Source organism: Sphingomonas zeae (genome assembly GCF_014197135.1).
GTDB classification, from domain to species: Bacteria; Pseudomonadota; Alphaproteobacteria; order Sphingomonadales; family Sphingomonadaceae; genus Sphingomonas; species Sphingomonas zeae.
Genome location: NZ_JACIFA010000006.1, coordinates 30,341 through 49,289 on the forward strand (window position 1 = coordinate 30,341; position 18,949 = coordinate 49,289).

16 protein-coding genes and 1 tRNA gene are annotated in these 18,949 nt (G+C 66.9%); 6 read left to right on the top strand and 11 right to left on the bottom strand.

All coding sequences use genetic code 11. The features are described 5' to 3' along the window. The first annotated feature begins 65 nt into the window (after positions 1-65). Entirely contained in the window at positions 66-305 is a 240-nt protein-coding gene (locus tag GGR45_RS10125) for a hypothetical protein (RefSeq protein ID WP_175310959.1), read from the top strand. Between the two features lie 663 nt (positions 306-968). Here GGR45_RS10125 and GGR45_RS10130 read toward each other — a convergent pair. After that, on the bottom strand, positions 969-1,541 hold the full coding sequence (locus tag GGR45_RS10130) for an FKBP-type peptidyl-prolyl cis-trans isomerase (protein ID WP_175310960.1): 573 nt from the start codon (positions 1,539-1,541) through the stop codon (positions 969-971). Positions 1,542-1,697: 156 nt separating this feature from the next. Next, on the bottom strand, positions 1,698-1,904 hold the full coding sequence (rpsU, locus tag GGR45_RS10135) for a 30S ribosomal protein S21 (protein ID WP_007404630.1): 207 nt from the start codon (positions 1,902-1,904) through the stop codon (positions 1,698-1,700). 387 nt (positions 1,905-2,291) lie between these two features. On the opposite strand from rpsU, the gene cysS reads away from it, so the two are divergent. Further along, positions 2,292-3,737, top strand: coding sequence for a cysteine--tRNA ligase (gene cysS, locus GGR45_RS10140; protein ID WP_175310961.1), 1,446 nt, complete (start codon positions 2,292-2,294; stop codon positions 3,735-3,737). A gap of 12 nt (positions 3,738-3,749) precedes the next feature. On the opposite strand, the gene GGR45_RS10145 is transcribed toward cysS, so the two are convergent. The 3 genes from GGR45_RS10145 to GGR45_RS10155 all read right to left on the bottom strand — a co-directional run bounded on the left by GGR45_RS10145 (position 3,750) and on the right by GGR45_RS10155 (position 7,172). Beyond that, positions 3,750-4,106: a hypothetical protein gene (locus tag GGR45_RS10145; RefSeq protein ID WP_343051170.1), complete on the bottom strand. Its 357-nt coding sequence runs from the start codon at positions 4,104-4,106 to the stop codon at positions 3,750-3,752. Positions 4,107-4,207: 101 nt separating this feature from the next. Beyond that, a complete protein-coding gene (locus GGR45_RS10150) occupies positions 4,208-6,046 on the bottom strand; it encodes a methyl-accepting chemotaxis protein (RefSeq protein WP_175310962.1) in 1,839 nt (612 codons plus the stop codon). Positions 6,047-6,140: 94 nt separating this feature from the next. Beyond that, on the bottom strand, positions 6,141-7,172 hold the full coding sequence (locus tag GGR45_RS10155) for a M48 family metallopeptidase (protein ID WP_175310963.1): 1,032 nt from the start codon (positions 7,170-7,172) through the stop codon (positions 6,141-6,143). 195 nt (positions 7,173-7,367) lie between these two features. Between GGR45_RS10155 and GGR45_RS10160 the strand changes: the two genes are divergently transcribed. Further along, positions 7,368-8,741, top strand: a complete 1,374-nt coding sequence (locus tag GGR45_RS10160; RefSeq protein ID WP_175310964.1) for a class II 3-deoxy-7-phosphoheptulonate synthase — start codon at positions 7,368-7,370, stop codon at positions 8,739-8,741. A 121-nt stretch (positions 8,742-8,862) separates the two neighbouring features. After that, positions 8,863-8,937, top strand: a tRNA-Glu gene (locus tag GGR45_RS10165). 500 nt (positions 8,938-9,437) lie between these two features. Here GGR45_RS10165 and GGR45_RS10170 read toward each other — a convergent pair. The 4 genes from GGR45_RS10170 to GGR45_RS10185 all read right to left on the bottom strand — a co-directional run bounded on the left by GGR45_RS10170 (position 9,438) and on the right by GGR45_RS10185 (position 13,552). Further along, a complete protein-coding gene (locus tag GGR45_RS10170) occupies positions 9,438-10,280 on the bottom strand; it encodes a 23S rRNA (adenine(2030)-N(6))-methyltransferase RlmJ (RefSeq protein ID WP_175310965.1) in 843 nt (280 codons plus the stop codon). After that, complete coding sequence (locus GGR45_RS10175) at positions 10,277-10,849, bottom strand: pseudouridine synthase (protein ID WP_175310966.1); 573 nt, start codon at positions 10,847-10,849, stop codon at positions 10,277-10,279. The genes GGR45_RS10170 and GGR45_RS10175 overlap by 4 nt, the downstream gene beginning before the upstream one ends. 258 nt (positions 10,850-11,107) lie before the next feature. Next, complete coding sequence (locus tag GGR45_RS10180) at positions 11,108-12,184, bottom strand: PLP-dependent cysteine synthase family protein (protein ID WP_175310967.1); 1,077 nt, start codon at positions 12,182-12,184, stop codon at positions 11,108-11,110. Positions 12,185-12,850: 666 nt separating this feature from the next. Further along, complete coding sequence (locus tag GGR45_RS10185; RefSeq protein ID WP_175310968.1) at positions 12,851-13,552, bottom strand: OmpW/AlkL family protein; 702 nt, start codon at positions 13,550-13,552, stop codon at positions 12,851-12,853. Positions 13,553-13,681: 129 nt separating this feature from the next. Here GGR45_RS10185 and hemN point away from each other — a divergent pair, with 129 nt between their 5' ends. Continuing rightward, on the top strand, positions 13,682-15,004 hold the full coding sequence (gene hemN / locus GGR45_RS10190) for an oxygen-independent coproporphyrinogen III oxidase (protein WP_175310969.1): 1,323 nt from the start codon (positions 13,682-13,684) through the stop codon (positions 15,002-15,004). A 37-nt stretch (positions 15,005-15,041) separates the two neighbouring features. After that, positions 15,042-15,683 carry a Crp/Fnr family transcriptional regulator gene (locus tag GGR45_RS10195; protein WP_246358155.1) on the top strand — a complete coding sequence of 214 codons (642 nt, stop codon included), beginning with the start codon at positions 15,042-15,044 and terminating at the stop codon, positions 15,681-15,683. On the opposite strand, the gene GGR45_RS10200 is transcribed toward GGR45_RS10195, so the two are convergent. Beyond that, entirely contained in the window at positions 15,680-17,281 is a 1,602-nt protein-coding gene (locus GGR45_RS10200) for an amino acid ABC transporter ATP-binding/permease protein (protein ID WP_175310971.1), read from the bottom strand. The genes GGR45_RS10195 and GGR45_RS10200 overlap by 4 nt on opposite strands. After that, entirely contained in the window at positions 17,278-18,909 is a 1,632-nt protein-coding gene (gene cydD / locus GGR45_RS10205; protein ID WP_175310972.1) for a thiol reductant ABC exporter subunit CydD, read from the bottom strand. Before cydD ends, GGR45_RS10200 begins: the two co-directional genes overlap by 4 nt. Positions 18,910-18,949 lie beyond the last annotated feature (40 nt).

The window sequence follows — 18,949 nt, forward strand, 5'->3', positions numbered from 1 at the left end:
GTGGGGTTGCCTTGGGACGATCTGCGTGCCATGGGCGTCACTGACAAATATTAAGGGAGTTCGACATGCGTCTTGGGAAGTTTCTCGTCGCCGCTGCCGCCGTTTCGATGACCGTTGCTCCGGCAATGGCTGCGAACCCGGCTGCCAGCCTTTCGGTTTCGAAGTCGGTTCGCGCCTCGGCGCCGACCGCCAAGAAGAACGGCCTGGCCGGCGGTGGCATCCTCGTCGCCGTCCTGGCGGCTGCTGCCGTCGTTGCCGGCATCGTCGTGGTCGCCGACTCGGACGACGACGCCGACAGCAACTAAGTTGCTTCAGCCTCACGGTTGAAAGGAATAGCGGCCTTCGGGCCGCTATTTTTTTGTCCGGCGAAGATGGGTGCTTTGCCGTGAAGCGAGGTGCTTATGTCGGATTCGCTACGACGCGAAGCGCAACTCCAGCCAGAAGGCTGGAGGAAGCCAAGCACGGCCTGAATGCCATGACGGCTTTGCCATCCCCACATTGATGGCCGATCAGCGTGACATCCGCGCGCCTGACCCTTTTAGTCCAAGGACATATCGTCGCTGACGGACTATCCTTCAGATTGCGCACAAACGGGAAAGCATCCGATCGCCACCGCCCCCGACGTCTCCGTCTCGAGGCGCAGGAGCGGGATGACATCACATTGATGGTTCAAACGGACGTCACCGTGCGCGCTGGGCTGATTCGCGACCAAGGCGCGCGTCGGGGCCTAGAGGGCGCTGCCGCCCGCCTGTAAGAGCTATAACACGGAATCAGCCTAGTCGAGCGCCACCCGGACTTGCGGCTATAACCAGACTTTGCCCCTTCATCGCCAGCTGGCATTCCGATCCTGGGACGCCAAAGCATTCCCCGACATGGCTCTCGGCCACCCCACAACGCAAAATCGCCGGAACCCTGTGAGGCTCCGGCGATCATGATTCGATCGGATACGGTGTTGAGGGGCGTGCGCGTCAGCGGGGTGACGGTGCGCCGGGAGCACCGCCGGGCATCCCGCCGGGGACGCCACCGCCCATCATCGACTGCTGCGCCTGCATCTGCCGCAGCACCGCCTCGGGGATGAAGTCGATCATCTCGACGTCGAACACCAGTTCCGAATTGGCCGGGATCGGGCCATTGGCGCGGTCACCATAGCCGAGCTTGGCCGGCAGCCAGAAACGGTACTTCGCGCCCTTGGGCATCAGCTTGAGCGCTTCGGCAAAGCCGGGCAGCACGCTCGACAGCGGCATCGGCGTCGGCTGCTTCGAAGCGTCGAAGACGGTGCCGTCGATCAGACGACCGGTATAGTTGACCAGCGCCACATCCGTCGCGGTCGGGTGCGCCCCGCCCTGCCCGGGCTGGATCACCTTATATTGAAGGCCCGACGCGTTCGTCGTGACATCCGCGCCGCGCGCCTCGCGCAGCAGCGCGGCATCGCCCTGGCGCGCCAGCAAGGCGGCGACGACGATGGCCGCGACCACCGCAACCCATATCCAGACCAGATAGGAACGCCGGACGGGACGAAGGGGAACAGCGGTTACGGACATGCCTGTTTCTCGCTCTGTGCGTGGGCGTTCAGAGAATGCAGCGCTCCAAGCGCGGGCCGAATCGCGCCATGCGAGTCGGCCAGTGCCGGACCGCGCCGTCCCCTCGCCCAATGCGGGGGGACACGGCGCCGTCCGGCGATGCGCTTACCGGGGCGCTTACCGGGCGCCGTCGCGCTCGGCGCGCTTGCGCTCGAGCTTGCGGGCACGACGCACGGCCGCTGCACGCTCCCGAGCGCGCTTTTCCGAGGGCTTCTCGTAGTGGCGACGGAGCTTCATTTCGCGATACACGCCTTCCCGCTGCAGCTTCTTCTTGAGCGCGCGAAGGGCCTGATCCACATTGTTGTCGCGAACGATGATCTGCATAAAAACGAATTGCTCCGGCAAAACAGGATAAAGCGGCCGCAGAACAACTGTGGCCGCATCGTGGGGCGCTCCTAGCAGCGCGGTCGGCCGAATACAACCCGTCGCATCGCAAATCGCCCCGTCGCCCGGCTTGCTCGATTCGTCGCCAACACCCGGAATTGAACAGCCTTGTCATGTTGCGGCCATGCTGTGGTGATCCGCCGTATCCTAAAAGCATCGCTGTCCGGCTAACTCCCGTATGCCGGGCACCCTGACATGTTCATGGGCCTTTGAGGTTCAGGAACGAAACGACACGGTGCCTCCCCTGTCACCGCGTCACCCCCGGTCCGGTACCCGCCGGACCGGGGCCTCTTTCGGGCCGCAGCCGACATGGCTAAGGCAAGCGCCATGACTGCACCCGCCACTCCGCTGACCCTATACAACAGCCTGACCCGTGCGCCGGAGACCTTCCGGCCGATCGATCCGGCCAATGTGCGCGTCTATTCCTGCGGGCCGACCGTCTACAATTACGCGCATATCGGCAATCTGCGGGCCTATGTCTTCACCGACACGCTGTCGCGTGTGTTGCGGTGGAAGGGGTGGCCGCTCACCCATATCATCAATATCACCGATGTCGGCCATCTGACCTCCGACGCCGATGCGGGCGACGACAAGATGGAAGCCGCCGCCCGGAAGAGCGGCCAGGATATCTGGGCAATCGCCGCGCATTACACGTCCGCTTTCAAGCAGAATCTGAAGGATCTGGGCATTGCCGAGCCGACCCGCTTTCCGCTGGCGACCGAGCATGTCCCCCAGATGATCGACTTCGCCAAGGCGATCGAGGCCAAGCATTGCTATCGCCTGCCCGACGGGCTGTATTTCGACGTGACGACCGTGCCCGATTATGGCCGCCTCGCCCGTCATCAGGACGACGAAGGCGAGAGCCGGATCGATCCGGTTGCGGGCAAGCGGCATCCGGCGGACTTCGCCATCTGGCGCGCCTCCGCGCCGGGCGAGAATCGGCAGATGGAGTGGGACAGCCCATGGGGTCCCGGCGCGCCGGGCTGGCATCTGGAATGCTCGGTGATGAGCAAACAATATCTGGGCGCGCAGTTCGACATCCATACCGGCGGCATCGACCACCGCGAGATTCATCACCCCAATGAGATCGCGCAGAACCAGGCGCATGGCTGCACCGCCGACAGCGGCGCCAATATCTGGATGCACAACAACTTCCTGGTCGACCGCACCGGCAAGATGTCCAAGTCGTCGGGCGAATTCCTGACCCTCCAGGCGCTGATGGATCGCGGCTTCCACCCGCTGGCTTACCGTTTGATGTGCCTTCAGGCGCATTATCGCTCGGAGATGGAGTTCGGCTGGGACGGCCTCGCCGCCGCGCAGGTGCGATTGAAACGGCTGGTCCAGACGGTGGAGGGGCTTCGCACCCGCGCCGATGCACCCGAAAAGGGCGATGCGGCCCGCTATCGCGAGAGGCTGGATGCCGCGCTGTCCGACGATCTGGCGACACCGCGCGCGCTGCCCGTGCTGGACGAGATGCTGGGCGACAAGAAGTTGTCGCCGGGCGTGCGACTCGCCGCGCTCACCGATTTCGACGCGACTTTGGGGCTGCAACTGGCGACGCTGACCCGCGCCGACCTGCGCACCCGTCCCAAGACCGCCACGCTGGACGAAGCCGCGATCGAAGCGCAACTGGTCGAACGGCGCGCGGCGCGGGCGGACAAGGATTTCGCGCGGGGCGATGCGATCCGCGACACCCTGCTCGCCGCCGGGGTCGAGGTGATGGACGGCGATCCGCTGGGCTGGGACTGGAAACCGGTGCTGCCGGATAGCTAGCCCTCTGCCGGGTCAGCGTCGGCTGCGTGGGGTTCGCATCCTGAGGCCGATAAACAGCACCGTCGGCCAGAACATCGTATTGGCAATGTCGCCCAGCGTGTCGGCCCAGCGCCAAGACCCGTAATGCAGCCGGTCGAGGATCTCGTTCGCCGCCTCGGCCAGTGCGACGCACGCCAGCGGGATCGGCGTCGCCAGCGACTTGCGGGTCAGGATCCGCGCCAGGAACAGCACCGCCATGCCCGCATGGACGTGCAACAGGCTGTCGGCCATGCCGGTGCCGTCTCCGATCCAGGCGATGAGATCGGCGTAGCGTGCGGGAATATCCATGCCCGCCGCTTGCACCGGCGCGGTGCGACTTACAATCCCCACGCCGCGTGAAGCCCCCGCCCTGCGCGGAATGCGGAAAGGTCCGCAATCCGGCGGGTGGGATTGCGGACCTTTTTACACGTCGCTGGGGCTTCAGGCGATAATCAGAAGCTGCTCCAATCGTCGTCGTTCTGCTTCATGGCGAGGTTGCCCTGCACCGGGCTCGCTGCGCGCCGCACCGGGGCGGCGGATGCCGGGGCCGCACGGCGTATCGACATGACGGGCGCGGAGGGCGCGACAGCCGCCTCGTCGATGCGGAAACGGCCGATCTGCTCCTCCAGTGCGCGCGTTTCGGCAGACAGGGCGCGTATAGCGGCGGTCACTTCCTCGACCATCGCGGCATTCGCTTGCGTCACGCCATCCATGTCGTTGATCGCCAGATTGACCTGCTTGATGCTGGTCGCCTGCTCGGACGCACCGCCCGCGATCGCCTCGACCAGTCCGGTGATATCCTGCATCCCGGTCGCGATCAGGCGCAGCGACTCGTCGGTCTTGTTGGCCAGTTCCACGCCGCTGCGCACCCGGTCGACCGTGGTGGTGATCCGGGCACTGATGTCGCGCGCCGCCTCTGCCGAACGTTCGGCCAACGCGCGTACTTCGGAGGCGACGACCGCAAAGCCCTTGCCCGCATCGCCCGCGCGCGCCGCCTCGACACCGGCGTTCAGCGCCAGCAGATTCGTCTGGAAGGACAGGCCGTCGATGACCGCGATGATCTCGGCGATCTCGTTCGACGAGCGCTCGATGTCGCCGATCGCCGACACGGTGCGGCGCACGATCGCCTCGCTATTGGCGACGTCGCTACTCGCCTTGCGGACGATGCTCTCCGCCGACTGCGCCTTGGTCGCCGCCGCCGTGACCGACTGGGCGATCTCGTTCATCGCGGCCGAGGTTTCCTCGATGCTGGCGGCCTGCTGCTCGGCGCGGCGTGCCAGATCGTCGGCGGCTTCGTTCATTTCCACCGTGCCGCTGGTGATGCCGGAGGCATTGACCCGCACCGCCGCCAGCGAACCCGACAGGCGCGAAACCGCCGTGTTGAAGTCGCGCTCGATCGCCGCATAGGATGGTGGGAAGCCCGAAAGCCGGGCCGTCAGGTCCGAGTTGGCCAGCCGACCCAGCGCGTCGCCGATGCTGCCGACCACCTCATTCTGTTCTGCATCCGCCCGCGCCTTGGCGATGGCCGCGTCGCGGAAGATGACCACAGCGCGTGACATGCTGCCCAATTCGTCGCCGCGCTCGGCATCGGGGACGGCGATGTCGTTACGACCGCGCGCCAGGTCCTCCATGATGCCGGTCAGCCGGACGATCGGCTGGCCCAGCGCCCGCGCCAGCAGCATCGCCATCGCCACCGCGACGCCGATCATCGCCAGGCCGCCGATGATCAGGCTCCACTGCCCGGTGACCAGCGCCGTCTTTCGCGCGGCGCGCACGCGATCCAGCTGCCCGACCGTCTGCGTCCGTACGTCGCGCAGCGCCTGAAGCACCGCGGTGACGCGAACGCGCGTGCTGTTCTGGCGAAGCCATGCCTGCGCGCCGTCACGGTCGGTACGGCTGCGTTCGATCAGCGGATCGCTGATCGTGCGACGCCATTCCTGCATATGCTCATGCGACCTGGCGACCGCTGCGCGGGCTTTCGGATCGTTCGCCAGCAACGAGTCGAGCTTGGCCGCGGCCTGGATTTCGGTCGCACGCGACTCGAAATACTGCTTCAGATAGGCCTCGTCCGAGGTAATCAGGAAACCGCGCATCTGGGCGTTTTCGCGTTGGACCCCGCCCTCCATCTCGAGCGTGGAGCTGTAGACGTCCTGAGCGAAACCGCTTTGCGCCGTGGTCGTCTGGATGCGCGCGAAGGCCCACCACAGGACCCCGATCATGACGAACACCGTCATGATGACGACCGCGAAGGACAGACCGATCTTCTTCGGAATGGGCAAGGATGAAAACATGGCAATTCCCGACATCGCGGGCCGTCATGCTCGCGATTTTCATCGGGACTAGCCTACAACTACAAACGGTTGGTTAAGCCGCTACATATCCAGACTATTGTAATGCGGCGCCGCTTTGGTCGAGCAGCGGCGGGCGATAGGGTGTCGGCGCGCCCGCCGGAATGGCCGCGATCTCGGCCGCAACCGCATCGGCACGCGCCGAGGAGGATGGATGCGTCCGGCTGCGGAAGATGCCGCCGTCGACCTCGCCGCCATGCTCGCGCCAGAACCGCACCGCATCCTGCGGATCATAGCCCGCATTGCGCATCAGGATGACGCCCAGCAGATCGGCCTCGGTCTCGGTCTGGCGGAACAGCCGACCGTTGCGCCCGAACTCGGACAACAGGCCGCGCTTCACCCCAGCCGCGTCCAGCCGATCGCGGTGGTGCAGGATATTGTGCGAGAATTCATGCGCGACGACGACCGCGATCATCCGGTCGTCGAACCGCTCGAAAAAGCGCGAGCCGATCTGGACGATGTCGCCGTCCGCCGAGGCGGTCAGGCCCGGCCCCATCAGCATCTCGAACCGCGAGCGACATCCGGGCTGTGCCGCGACCGTCACCTCTCGCTTTTGCCCATGCCGCAGCAAGGTCAGCCGCAGCGGCCGGTCGGCGGGCTCGGCCGCGATCAGGCGTTGCGCGGCGTCGCGGGTCGCGGTGTTCGCCTGCGAAGCACCCGCCGGGTTCACGACGAAGGGCTTGCCGTCGACCGCCTCGATCGTGTCGTTTGCCTGGACCCCTGCCCGCGCCGCCGCGCTGCCCGGCACGACCGCCTCGACCGCCACCGGTCCTTCGAAGCCGAAGATCGCGGGCAGTTGCTTGCGCACGCCCGGGTCGTACTGGTCGATCGCATGAACGACGATGCCGGGAGTCGGTGCGCGGTCGGGACAGATCGCCGCGTTCGCCGTCGCCAGCCGCCACGCGATCGTCGCCAGCCGCAGATCGGCGTCGCGCATCGCCCCGAACAGCGCGGTGTCGTCGGTGTTCTCGATCGAGACCATCGGCGCGGCGGGCGCCCGATCGGGCACCGACAACAGGAAGGCGGACAGGGCGACGACCGCCGAGGACAGGATGGAGGCACGCGACATCGCGCTCCTGCTACCGCCTCTCCCCGCAATCCGCAAAGCCGGTTGCCGCAATCCGCCACCACTCGGCGCAAACTGGTATCGGGCGCAACAAAGCACGCGACTTGGGGGGCTCAAACGCCAACTTCATTGCGTATGGCCGCAATTCGGCGCATGGGCGATCCCTCAAACACAAGAAGACGAAAGAGCAGGACGATCATGGCCGCGAAATGGGCGCCCGAAAGCTGGATGAATGCCGAAGCGCGCCAGCTTCCCCGCTATCCCGACCAGAATGCGCTGGACGCCGCGACCAAGACGCTGGCGACCTATCCGCCGCTGGTCTTTGCGGGCGAGGCGCGCAGCCTGACCGCCGAGCTGGCCGAAGTAGCGGCGGGCCGTGGCTTCCTGCTCCAAGGCGGCGACTGCGCCGAGAGTTTTGCCGAACATAGCGCCAACAACATCCGCGACACCTTCCGCGTCATCCTGCAGATGGCGGTCGTCCTAACCTTCGCCTCCAAGCTGCCCGTGGTGAAGCTGGGCCGCATGGCGGGCCAGTTCGCCAAGCCGCGCTCGGCCGATACCGAGGTGGTCGGCGGCGTCGAGCTGCCCAGCTATCGCGGTGACAATGTCAACGACATCGCCTTCACCCCCGAAGCGCGCGTGCCCGATCCCCAGCGGATGCTGCGCTCCTATGCGCAGTCGGCCGCGACGCTGAACCTGCTGCGTGCGTTCGCGCAGGGCGGCTATGCCAATTTGCACCAGGTCCATCGCTGGACCCACGACTTCATGGGCCGCAGCCCATGGGCGCAGAAGTACAGCGAGATGGCCGACCGTATCGGCGAGGCGCTGGACTTCATGGCGGCCTGCGGCATCGACCCGGCTTCGGTCCCGCAACTGGCGCAGACCAGCTTCTACACCAGCCATGAGGCGTTGTTGTTGCCCTATGAGCAGGCACTGACGCGGCAGGATTCGCTGACGGGTGACTGGTACGACACCTCGGCGCATTTCCTGTGGATCGGCGACCGTACTCGCTTCGAGGGCTCGTCGCATGTCGAGTTCCTGCGCGGCATCGGCAATCCGATCGGCGTGAAGTGCGGACCGAGCCTGGAGCCCGAGGCGCTACTGCGGATGCTCGACACGCTGAACCCCGGCCGCGTGCCGGGCCGCATGACGCTCATCACCCGCTATGGCCATGACAAGATCGAGGCGCACCTGCCCAAGCTGGTCCGCGCCGTGACGCGCGAGGGACATCCAGTCGTCTGGTCGTGCGACCCGATGCACGGCAACACGATCAAGGCGGCGACCGGCTACAAGACCCGCCCCTTCGACCGCATCCTGGCCGAAGTGCGCGGCTTCTTCGCCGTCCACCGTGCCGAGGGCACCCATGCGGGTGGCATCCATGCCGAGATGACCGGCCAGAACGTGACCGAGTGCACCGGCGGCGCGATCGATGTGACCGAACAGTCGCTGGCCGACCGCTACCACACCCATTGCGACCCCCGCCTGAATGCGGGTCAGAGCCTGGAACTGGCCTTCCTGCTCGCCGAAATGCTGAACGAGGAAATGGCCGAACGCCGCAAGGCCGCGGCCTGACCGGCCTGAAAAGGGCGGACCGGCACCATGTCGCTCCGCCCTTTCCACTTTTATCCGGGTTTCACCGGGGAGGCGCTTGACGTCCCCTCCCACCCCCGCTAACAGCGCCCCTCCACTGCACGGCCCCTTCGTCTAGCGGTTAGGACGTCGCCCTCTCACGGCGAAAACACGAGTTCGATTCTCGTAGGGGTCACCAGCGCACGCCGGAATGGCGGATTTGCGCGGTTTTGGCGGTCCCTCGATACTTTCGATCCTGACGAAGCCCGCCAGCGCTAGCATCCCTATACCGTCGTCTTTGAGCAGAAGCTTGCAGCGTTATCAGCCAGCGCCCTACGAGGTGATCGGTCGAGCCCTTCCCGGCAGGCTCGGCGCCGTCCGCGCTGAATATCGATCCGATCCGCCTGCGCATCCTACCATCTGCGATCCCATTCGGCGTGGTGCCGAGTTCGCATGACCCGGCTGTAAACCTACAATCGCCAAGGGACGAGCGGGATTCCAGCGCCGCGACCCCAAGCTCGTCGACGAGTGACGTACGGCCATAGACCGGTTTGCCCGCCTGCATAACGATCCGCCGGTCAATGTCAGGACGTATGACGGCATTCGCTATATCGCGATCGAGGTCAGCCCTTGCAGCGGGCCCGTCGCTTAACTGAAGACAAACCAGCGCAAGTGATGGGTCTGGAAAACCAGATCTGGCTAGGCCCCTTTTGGATCGTCCAGCCAGTCCATTGTGATCTCGCCTCGATGCCCTTCCGGCGCCAGCGCGGCGCGGAGGGCTTCCAGCAGAGGGGGCAGTGCCTGGGTGAAGGCATAGGGCGGATTGATGATGAAAAGGCCCGCGCCGTTATAGATGCCGGGCTGATCGGCATCATACAACCAATGCTCGACGACCAGGAATTTCGGGATACCGAGCCTACGCAGCTGGGCCTTCCACTGCTGATGCGGCGCGCGGTCTTTCAGCGGATACCAGATGACCGTCACGCCATGCGCCCATTTGCGGTGCGCCGCGGCCAGGGTGGCGGTGATGCGGGCGCGTTCGTCGGTCTGTTCGTAAGGCGGATCGACCACCACTACGCCGCGTGCCGTTCGGGTCGGCAGCATCGCCAGCCACAGTTCATAGGCATCGCGCTCGTGCACGGCCGCAGACGACCCGCGCATTGCGCCGCGCAGGGCAGCGGCATCCTCGGGATGTTTTTCGTTGAGGATCAGCAGGTCTTGCGGGCGCAGCAGCTGCGCCAGGAACTGCGGCGAGCCCGGGTAGAGACGCGGCTCGGCTCCGGCATTCACTGCCTGCACGGCGGCGCGATAGTCGTCCAGCAAGGGGTTCGGGTCGGCAAAGGCCCGCAATACGCCGTGTGCGGCTTCGCCGGTACGCTGCGCCTGCTCGCCGCCCAGGTCGTAGAGCCCGCAGCCGGCATGGGTGTCGATCAGGGTCAACGCACCCGGTTTCTGCTGCAACGCCCGGACGAGGGCGATCAACAGACTGTGCTTCACGACGTCGGCGCTGTTGCCGGCATGGAAAGAATGGCGATAATTCATTGAGATTTGAAACTCTTGTCCGCGCTGGAGACTTCTTCGAATCGGCCCTGCGCGATCCCGGCGACGGACCAGTCGCCGATCGACCAGCGGACCAGCCGCAGGGTGGGCAAGCCAACCTCCGCCGTCATTCGGCGCACCTGCCGGTTGCGCCCTTCGCGGATGGTGATTTGCAGCCAGCTGTCGGGGATGGACTTGCGCTCCCGTATCGGTGGATCGCGCGGCCACAGGTCCGGCGCGTCGATCCGGGCGACGTCGGCAGGCAGGGTCATGCCGTCCTTGAGCCGGACGCCCCGCCGCAAGCGCTCTAGTTCCGGCTCCTGCGCATCGCCCTCGACCTGTACGAGATAGGTCTTGGGCATCTTGAAGCGCGGATCGGCAATACGCGCCTGCAGCCGCCCATCGTCGCATAATAGCAGCAGGCCCTCGCTGTCCCGATCGAGCCGCCCGGCGGGATAAACGCCCTTCACCGCAATGAAGTCGGATAAGGTCGACCGAAGCGTTGGCGATCCTCGATCCGTGAACTGCGATAAGACCCCGAAGGGTTTGTTGAACAGGAGCAGCCGGGCCATCCTGCGCTCATAGCGTTGGACTGCGGCCCTGTCTTCCGGCGCATGCCGCCGCCAGACAGGCTGCGCCCGCCGGACCCATCGCGAAACCAGGTGTGCCATCCCGGCATATGGTGGATCGGGTTGAAGATGAAGCTTTCTTGCTCTGACGTCGCGATCTTCGTGACGTATCCGCAGGGCGTGAGGCCGCTGAGCGCCTTGAGGCGGCGGGCGACCTCATAGGCTGCCACCCAATCGGCAGTTGGAACAAAGGCGCCTACCTTACGCGGCGAACATGGTGTCGAACGCCATATCGTTGCGCCGCCAATCGAGCCCCCGCGCGTCGAGCCATGCGTCGTCATAATAAGTGCAGCCGTAACGATCGCCGCCGTCGCACAGGATGGACACGATCGAGCCGGCTTCGCCACGGCTGGCCATTTCCTCCACCAACTGGGCCACGGCGACGAGGTTGGTGCCGGTCGAGCCGCCGACGCGACGCCCGAGCCGGCGGGAGAGCGCCCTCATCGCACCGATGCTAGCCGCGTCATCGACCGCGATCATCCGGTCGATGACCGAGGGGATGAAGCTGGGCTCGACGCGCGGGCGACCGATCCCCTCGATGCAGCTCGCGCAGCCCCCGGGCAATGATAGTGCCGCGCGGTCGGCGAAGTGGCGGTGGAAGACCGAGTGGACCGGGTCGGCCACGCACAGCTGCGTGGCATGGCGCCGATAGCCGATGAAGCGACCGATCGTCGCCGACGTTCCGCCGGTCCCCGCCCCACAGACGATCCAGCGGGGAATGGAGTGCTCCTCCGCCGCCATCTGCGCGAAAATGCTCTCTGCAATGTTATTGTTGCCGCGCCAGTCGGTCGCGCGCTCGGCATAGGTGAACTGGTCGAGATAATGGCCGCCCGTCTCCGCTGCGAGCCGATGGGCGACGTCATATACGGTGCGCGGATCGTCGACCGCGTGAATCTCGCCGCCGTGAAAGCGGATTGCGTCCAGCTTGGGCGCGGCGGTCGAGGCGGGCACGACGGCGAGGAAGCGCAGGCCCAGCATCCTCGCGAAATAGGCTTCGCTGACCGCGGTCGATCCCGACGAGGCCTCGATCACGCAGGTATCCGGGCCGATCCAGCCGTTGCACAGCGCGTAAAGGAACAGCGAGCGGGCAAGGCGGTGCTTCAAACTGCCGGTCGGATGGCTGCTCTCATCCTTCAGATAGAGCGTGATGCCGGGATAGCGTGGCAGTTCGAGCCGGATGAGGTGCGTGTCGGCCGAGCGGTTATAGTCCGCCTCAATCCGCCGGATCGCCTCGGTTCGCCAGGCTCGTACGGCGGCAATATCCCGATTAGAGGGCATTACAACACAACTCCATGACATGCTGATCGACGTCGTCGTCGCGCATCTTCAGCGCGCGACGCTCCAGCCCATACTCCCGAAACCCGCAATTGCGATACGGCGACGGCGTAGCGACCGATAATTGTGGGGATTCGATTTAGCCGCCGACGCAAGGCCAAGCCCGGCGGCAGCGTTTGCTACTCGCCACCGGTACGGACCATCCGATCATCGGCGAAATGATCGCGCAGTCGATCCGGCAACCGATGCGCGTGGAGCCGACCATATTTCCATAGGGCAGACATTGTGGCGGGCTGGTGGGACTTGCATGGGATTGGGCGCCACGCGAAACCTATCCGCTGCGCGCCGCGCATTGGTCGGCATTTCCGCTGGAGCCAAATCGCCCGGCAGGATGATTTTTCTTACCTTTAATATGGATCCCGCGCGATATTCCGGCGAAGGCACCGGCTTCGCTCGGCAGCGCGGAACGGCGCAGACAGGGTCGAGGACGGCAAGGGGCTGCTTCGCGCCGCGTAGCCCAAGACTATGCCGCGCAGCCCCTTGCTCCATTCGCGCTCTTGCCCGACGACGCATCACGGCCTCAGCGCCCGCCTAAGGCCGGAGGACGATCAGACCGCAATGTGTCTTTTCTCTGCGGCTATAGAGCGCGTCAGCGGCGTCATGCCCCCCTTACAGGCGCACCCCGACGCCGATGCCGAACACCAGCGGGTCCAGCGAGACGTTCACCCGCTGGCGGCCCAGTGTAGCGTTGTCCAGGCGGGCGGTCGTGTCGATGTCGATATATTTGACGTCGCAGTTCACAAAGATCCGGGGGGTGATGTCCACATCGACACCCGCCTGCGCCGCCCAGCCGACGCTGTCCTTGAGGTGGACCTTGGTCGGTCCCACCGCCGATTGCAGGCTATCCGACGCCGACTCGTTCCAGAAGATCGTATAGTTGATGCCCGCGCCCACATAAGGGCGAACATGCTGTGTCGGCGCGAAATGATACTGGGCCGTCAACGTCGGCGGAAGAACCCAGGTCGAGGCGAGTTTGCCCAGGCTCCCGGTCGTACCCCGTACGCCGCTGACCGAATGCTTGGTGGTCGAAGCGATCAGTTCGAAACCGATATGGTCCGTCGCCATATAGGTGGCGTCGACCTCCGGCATGACGCTGTTGTTGACCTTCACCGTCTCACCAGGGAAGGCCGGCAGAATGCTGCCCGACCGTTCATTGGGCGCAACGAGGATGGCGCGGGCGCGGAGCAGGACGTCGCCCGCGCGGATCCCGACCCGTGGTTCATCACCCGTCCGATCCTGTGCCCATGCCGATGTGCCGATACCCGTCGCGGCGAGCGCGAGCAGGACAGTGGCGGTTCTGATGAGGGTCATCCCTTGTCTCCTGTTTCAGTACAGGAAGACCGATTAGAGGCGGCCTTGCCTCGTGGCTTTGACGACCGACAAACGCCGGTTTGACGGTGGTCAAAGGCAGGTCCGTACCATGGGGGCACAGCATGTCGCATGTGGCCCTATCATCCTGATCTGCTCGCCCGGCCCGTGCCGCGCTACACCAGCTATCCCACCGCCGCCGAGTTTGGCGGCCATGTGAGCGATGCCGACATGCGAGCGGCGCTCGACGCTGTCGAGGCGGACACGGTCGTGTCGCTCTATCTGCATATCCCCTATTGCCATGCGATCTGCTGGTATTGCGGATGCAACACCGGCGCGGCGAACCGCAGTGCGCGGCTGGATGCCTATCTCGCGCGCCTGCATGACGAGATCGACATGGTCGCCGCCCAGTTGGATGGACGCGGACGAATCGGACGGATTGCCTTTGGCGGGGGGAGTCCCAATGCCATCCCGCCTGGCGCCTTTGCCGCGCTCGTTGCGCATCTGCGCCGCGCCTTCGCATCCGAAGATGCGGCCATATCGGTTGAGATCGATCCCCGCGGGTTCGATGCGGAATGGGCGGCGGTCATCGCCCAGACCGGCGTCGCGCGGGTCAGCCTGGGCGTTCAGACCTTCGACCCCAAGCTTCAGGCGGCGATCGGCCGGGTTCAGCCGCGCGAGGACATCGTTCGCGCCGTCGCCCTGTTGCGCACCGCCGGGGTCGGTTCGATCAATTTCGACCTGATGTACGGCCTGCCCGGTCAGGACGACGCGGCGCTTCTAGCGACGCTGGAGGAAACCATCGCGCTCGCGCCCGAAAGACTGGCGGTGTTCGGCTATGCGCATGTCCCCCATCTGATCCCCCGTCAGCGCCGGATCGACGCGACCACGCTTCCCGGTGCTGCGGCGCGCTTTGCCCAGGCGGCGCTGGCGCATGAGCGATTGACGGCGGCGGGCTACCGGGCGGTCGGCTTCGATCACTTCGCGCTTCCCGACGATCCCCTGGCGGTGGCGGCGGCGAACGGAACGCTGCGTCGCAATTTCCAGGGGTTCACCGACGATTCCGCCGACATCCTGCTCGGCCTCGGCGCCAGCGCGATCAGCGAATTTCCCGACCGCCTGCTCCAGAACGCCAAGAATGCGGGCGATTGGCATCAAGCGATCGGCGCCAACCGATTCGCGGCCGCGCGTGGCATCCATCGCACGCCGCTGGACCGCCGGCGAGGAAAGGCGATCGCGGCCGTGCTATGCCACGGTGTCGCCGATACGGACGGCCTCCCGGAGCGGAGCGACATCCGGGCCAGACTGGACCGCTTCGAACAGGCCGGATTGCTCACCTGGCAGGGCCATCGCCTGAGACTGGCCCCCGACGCCCTGCCCTATGCCCGCAGCATCGCCGCCGCCTTCGACGCCTGGCGCAGCGAGGACGACAGGCGCTTCAGCCATGCCGTCTGAGCTTCAACCACGTTGCGCCGCGTGCGCCGCGCGGGGCATGGCCCTATGCGGCGGCCTGAGCGAAGCGGAACTCGCAGCGCTCCATCATATCGGCCGCCGTCGCCGGTTGAGTGCCGGACAGACTTTCGGCTGGATTGGCGATCCGGCAAGCAGCTGCGCCAATCTCGTCTCCGGCGTGCTGAAAGTTTCCCGCGAAGAGGCGGATGGGAGCGCCCAGATCGTCGGCCTGCTCTATCCAGGGGATTTCGTCGGTACGCTCTTTGCCGAACGATCCGCCGACACGATCGCGGCACTGAGCGATGCGGATCTGTGCGTCTATCCGCGTTTGGCGCTAGAGGAGATCCTCGCCCGTCATCCCGCCGCCGGACGGTTGCTGCTGCGCCGGACGCTGGCGACGCTGGGCGAAGTACGACGCTGGATGCCCATGTTGGCCCGCGCCCGTGCCGAGGCCCGCGTGGCGGCATTGCTGCTCGACATGGCGCGCCGGTACGAGCCGGACGCCGGTGAAGTGTTCCGCCTGCCGCTGTCCCGCGGCGCGATGGCCGAGGCGCTGGGCCTGGCGGTCGAGACGGTCAGCCGTCACATGACGGCGTTTCAGCAGGACGGGCTGATCGCGCTATCCGGCCTGCGCGGCGTGCGCCTGCTCGACCGAACGCGCCTTGCCCTCATTGCGGATTAGGCGGCGGATCGCCGGGCTCCCAAATCCGCCATCCATTGCCGCTCGCACAGAGCGGAAAGCACCGGGCGGTGGCTGACCAGGATCAATCCCTGTCCGGTGCGCTTCAGCCGCGCGTCCAAGCGACGCGCAACGTCGTCCGCGACGGCCGCATCCAACCCCTCTCCCGGTTCGTCGAGGAGCAGCCAGGGCGCATCGCCAAGATAGGCGCGCGCCAGCGACAGCCGTCGCCGCTCGCCCCCGGACAGCCTGGCCCCATCCTCGCCCAGCCACGTATCGAGCCCCTGCGGCAACGCCCGCACCACCGTATCGAGCGCGGCGTCCTGCAAGACCTGCCACAGACGATCCTCGTTCGCATGTCCGTCGGCCAACCGCAGATTGTCGCGGACCGTGCCCGCGATCAGGGCCGCGTCCTGCGGCGCCCACGCGAAGATCGCGCGCAGCGTCGCGGGCGCCAGCAGGGCTGCATCCTGTCCCCCGATCATGATCCGGCCGTGCTGGAGCGGGCGCAAACCCAGCAGCCCCTCGACCAGCGTCGTCTTGCCGCAACCCGATGGCCCCGTCAGCGCGATCCGGCTGCCCGGCGCGAACCGGCCGCCGTCGATGGCAAGGTTCGGCTCACAGGGCAGCCCGAGAGCCGGGCGTCCGTCCTCTGCCGCCCCGAACAGGGCGTTCAGCCGCGCCTCCGCCTCGTGGAGCCGCCCATTCTCGGTCATCGCCCGCAAGAGCGGCGCGATCGAATCGACCGTCATCGCCGCCGCCAGCCCCGCCAGCGCGGCGATCGCTGCGCCAGCTCCCGCCGACAGGACCAGCGCCGATGCAGCCGCCAGCGCGACGCTGACCGCGTGCAAGGCCTCGAACCGCGCCGCCACCGCCGCCTGCCGGGCCTGAGCCTCGGCGAGCCGGTCGCCCGCTGCCGTGATCCGAGCGGTCGCCCAATCCTCGAGCGCAAAACACCGCAGCTCCGCCGCCGAGCCGCCGATCATCGCCACTTCCTCGCGCAGAGCCCCCATCGCCTGTTGCACCGCGCGGCCGGGCTCCTCCAGTCGATGCGACCAAGAGCGTGCCAGGCCGAGCGCCACCCCGACACAGGTCAGCGTCGCAGCCATGGCCAGCCATCCGCCGAGCAGCGTCAAGGCTGCCCCGGACGCCAGCGCCGCCGCGACACCCCAAGGCCCCGACAAGCGAACGAAGCGCCACTCCACCGCATCGACATCCCCGATCAGCCGCGCCGTCGCCTCGCCGCGCCCAAGCGCCAGCGCAACCGGGGCGGGCGTGACGGTGATCGCGCGGTAGAGGGCGGGACGCAGCCGGGCGAGCGCACCGAACGCCGCGCCATGGCTTGCCAAACGTTCCCCGTAACGCGCGCCGGTCCGCACGATCGCCAGCAAGCGAATCATGGCGGAGGGCAGCATGTAGTTGAACGCCTGCGCCGCGACGATCCCCGCCCCGCCCGCCAGTGCCGCAGCGGTCAGGAACCAGCCGGACAGGGCAAGCAACAGCACCGACGCGATAGCGACCAAGGCGGCACAGGCCCCCGCCTGCCGCAAGCGACGACGCTCCCGCCGGCGTTCGGCGGCGATCAGGCTATGGAGCGTCATATGGCAGTTCCCAGGTGAACGACGCGCGTTGCAATGGCGGCAAGCGCGGGGCTGTGAGTAGCGATCAACGTCGTGCGCCCTGGCGCGGCGCGGGCGATCGTCGCGATCAGTGCGGCTTCGGCGGCGGCGTCCAGATGGGCGGTCGGCTCGTCGAGCAGAAGGAACGGCGCGGGGCTCAGCAGGGCGCGGGCCAGCGCGATCCGCCGCCGCTCGCCCCCCGACAGGCCGCTGCCCCGCGCATCAAGCAGGGCGTCCAGCCCTCCCGGCCGGGTCGCGAGCATCGGACCCAAGCCCGCCGCCGCGACGGCGCGCTGGATCGCCAGATCCTTCGCCTGGGGATCGGCCAGCAACAGGTTCTCGCGGATCGTGCCCGCGATCAGCAGCGGATGCTGGCCCGCCCAACTCGCCTGGCCCGCGAGGGAGACCAACGGCGCACCGCCCGCCTCGATCGTCCCCGCCGATAGCGGCGCGAGGCCGAGCAGGAGATGCAGGACGCTGGTCTTGCCGCTGCCCGAGGGGCCTAGCAGCGCCACCGTCTCGCCCCTCTCGATCCGCAGGGACAGATGGGATACGGCGGGGGCATCGCTGCCCGGATATTGGATCGCGACATCGCGCAGTATCAGGGGAGCCGCCACCGCCATCGAAACCGCGCGCTCCGACGCAGCCGTCGGCATCAGCGTATCGGCGGCCGTCTCCGCCGCCTGCTTGTCGTGATAGGCAGCGGCAAGACGGCGCATCGGCGCGTAGAATTCCGGGGCAAGCGCCAGCACGAAGAAGCCTCGCCCAAGGGTCAGCGTCTCTGGCACGGCGACAGGCAGCAGGCCGAGCAGGGCAAAGCCGCAATAGACCGCAACCAGCGCGACCGACAGCGCCGCAAAAAACTCCAGCGCCGCGGAGGACAGGAAGGCAACCCGCAGGACGCGCATCGTTCGCTTTGCCAGTTCCTGCGCCGCCGCGCCGACCGCTTCGGTCTCGCGAGTTTCGGCCCGAAAGGCCAGCACGACCGGCAGGGTGCGCACACGGTCGGCGAAGCGGGCGGACAGACGATGCAGGGCAACGAACTGCCGCCGCGACTCCTCTGCCGCCGCGCCACCCGCCAGGATCATCGCGGCCACGAAGGGCAGCAGCGTTCCGGCAAGGATCACGGCCGAGACCCAGCTGGCGCAGGCCGTCGCGCCAAGGACCAGCATCGGCGCGATGGCCGCGGCCCGGCGCGCGGGCAGGAACCGCGCGACATAGCCGTCCAGCGCCTCGACCGCATCGACGGCCTGGGTGGCGAGCAGGCCGCTATCGATCGGGACCCCCGCCTTTCGATGCAGCATGGCTGCCACCGCGCGAAGCCGCTGCCCCCGCTTGACCGCCCCCGCCTCCACCGCGCCACGCCGCGATGCCAAGCTCGCGAAAAGCGCGCGCAAGCCGCCCATGCCCAGCATGAGCAACGCCCAGGGCAGAACCGCCCCCTGTTCCGTCACGGCCGTTACGCCGCCCGCGATACCGGCCGCGAAACCGATCGCCGCCAGCGTATCGAGCAACAGCAGGCCCGCCGCGCCATCGCGGCGCCCGACCGCATCCTTCAACCAGCGGTTGCGGGTCCGGGCCCCCGGGGCAGCATCGGCGATCGTCGTCATGCCCCGACCGTCGCCCGGACCGCCCCAACTGTCTTTGACC

What these genes read in the sequence shown, in the direction of transcription:
- GGR45_RS10150 (WP_175310962.1), bottom strand. Translation starts at nt 6,046, where the DNA reads ATGTTTTCATCCTTGCCCATTCCGAAGAAGATCGGTCTGTCCTTCGCG.
- cydD (WP_175310972.1), bottom strand. Translation starts at nt 18,909, where the DNA reads ATGACGACGATCGCCGATGCTGCCCCGGGGGCCCGGACCCGCAACCGC.
- GGR45_RS10125 (WP_175310959.1), top strand. Translation starts at nt 66, where the DNA reads ATGCGTCTTGGGAAGTTTCTCGTCGCCGCTGCCGCCGTTTCGATGACC.
- GGR45_RS10200 (WP_175310971.1), bottom strand. Translation starts at nt 17,281, where the DNA reads ATGACGCTCCATAGCCTGATCGCCGCCGAACGCCGGCGGGAGCGTCGT.
- rpsU (WP_007404630.1), bottom strand. Translation starts at nt 1,904, where the DNA reads ATGCAGATCATCGTTCGCGACAACAATGTGGATCAGGCCCTTCGCGCG.
- GGR45_RS10195 (WP_246358155.1), top strand. Translation starts at nt 15,042, where the DNA reads ATGGCCCTATGCGGCGGCCTGAGCGAAGCGGAACTCGCAGCGCTCCAT.
- GGR45_RS10185 (WP_175310968.1), bottom strand. Translation starts at nt 13,552, where the DNA reads ATGACCCTCATCAGAACCGCCACTGTCCTGCTCGCGCTCGCCGCGACG.
- GGR45_RS10130 (WP_175310960.1), bottom strand. Translation starts at nt 1,541, where the DNA reads ATGTCCGTAACCGCTGTTCCCCTTCGTCCCGTCCGGCGTTCCTATCTG.
- hemN (WP_175310969.1), top strand. Translation starts at nt 13,682, where the DNA reads ATGTGGCCCTATCATCCTGATCTGCTCGCCCGGCCCGTGCCGCGCTAC.
- GGR45_RS10170 (WP_175310965.1), bottom strand. Translation starts at nt 10,280, where the DNA reads ATGAATTATCGCCATTCTTTCCATGCCGGCAACAGCGCCGACGTCGTG.
- GGR45_RS10155 (WP_175310963.1), bottom strand. Translation starts at nt 7,172, where the DNA reads ATGTCGCGTGCCTCCATCCTGTCCTCGGCGGTCGTCGCCCTGTCCGCC.
- GGR45_RS10180 (WP_175310967.1), bottom strand. Translation starts at nt 12,184, where the DNA reads ATGCCCTCTAATCGGGATATTGCCGCCGTACGAGCCTGGCGAACCGAG.
- GGR45_RS10160 (WP_175310964.1), top strand. Translation starts at nt 7,368, where the DNA reads ATGGCCGCGAAATGGGCGCCCGAAAGCTGGATGAATGCCGAAGCGCGC.
- cysS (WP_175310961.1), top strand. Translation starts at nt 2,292, where the DNA reads ATGACTGCACCCGCCACTCCGCTGACCCTATACAACAGCCTGACCCGT.
- GGR45_RS10175 (WP_175310966.1), bottom strand. Translation starts at nt 10,849, where the DNA reads ATGGCCCGGCTGCTCCTGTTCAACAAACCCTTCGGGGTCTTATCGCAG.